Here is a 662-nt window from a genome sequence, read left to right as displayed (position 1 = left end):
ACCGTTGTACACAATACGAAAAATGAAAATCGGAACTAAAATATTAATCCTATTTCTGACCCTGAATTTGCTTTCTTGCAAAAGTTCAGCACAAGAAACTGAAACAAAAAAACCTATTTCCGTATTTGACTTCTCAACTATTGAAAAGTTCAGAGAAACGAAACTTAAAGGTCAAATAATAAACGATTATGATAGTATTTTCAGTCCTTTAGAGATGAAAGAACTTTCAGATATTATTTATGACTATAACATTGAAACAACTCGACAAATAGTTGTTGTGACAATTGACAGTATTTCACCTTATTCCGATATTCAAAAATTTGCGACTGACTTAAGTAATTATTGGGGAGTTGGAAACGCTGAAAAAAATAATGGACTGACAATTGTTATGTGCAATCCTTGTAGAAAAATCGGAATTGCAACTGGAACTGGAACTGAACTGATTTTGACAAACGAAATCTGTAAAAAAGTAATTGACCAAACAATAATTCCAGAATTTAAAAACGGTAATTTCTATGTCGGAATTAAAAACGGAGTGGTTGAATTAATAGAAAAATGGAAATAAAAAGTACTGTGTACAACAATGTATAACCGCAATTACGGCGGATTCGACTACGTCCGAATCCACTCGGAATTGCTAACGTCAGTTCTTAACCGAAAAT

The 662-nt window shown here is 32.3% G+C and carries 1 protein-coding gene; it reads left to right on the top strand.

Annotation, left to right across the window (positions count from 1 at the left end):
- Positions 1–565: TPM domain-containing protein (locus WA340_RS03825; RefSeq protein WP_336127356.1), on the top strand; the 565-nt coding region annotated here is incomplete at its 5' end.
- Positions 566–662 lie beyond the last annotated feature (97 nt).

This window comes from Mesoflavibacter sp. CH_XMU1422-2 (genome assembly GCF_037029245.1).
Lineage (GTDB): Bacteria > Bacteroidota > Bacteroidia > Flavobacteriales > Flavobacteriaceae > Mesoflavibacter > Mesoflavibacter zeaxanthinifaciens.
Note: the sequence above shows the minus strand (reverse complement) of the source record. Positions and strands in the feature narration are given on the sequence as shown.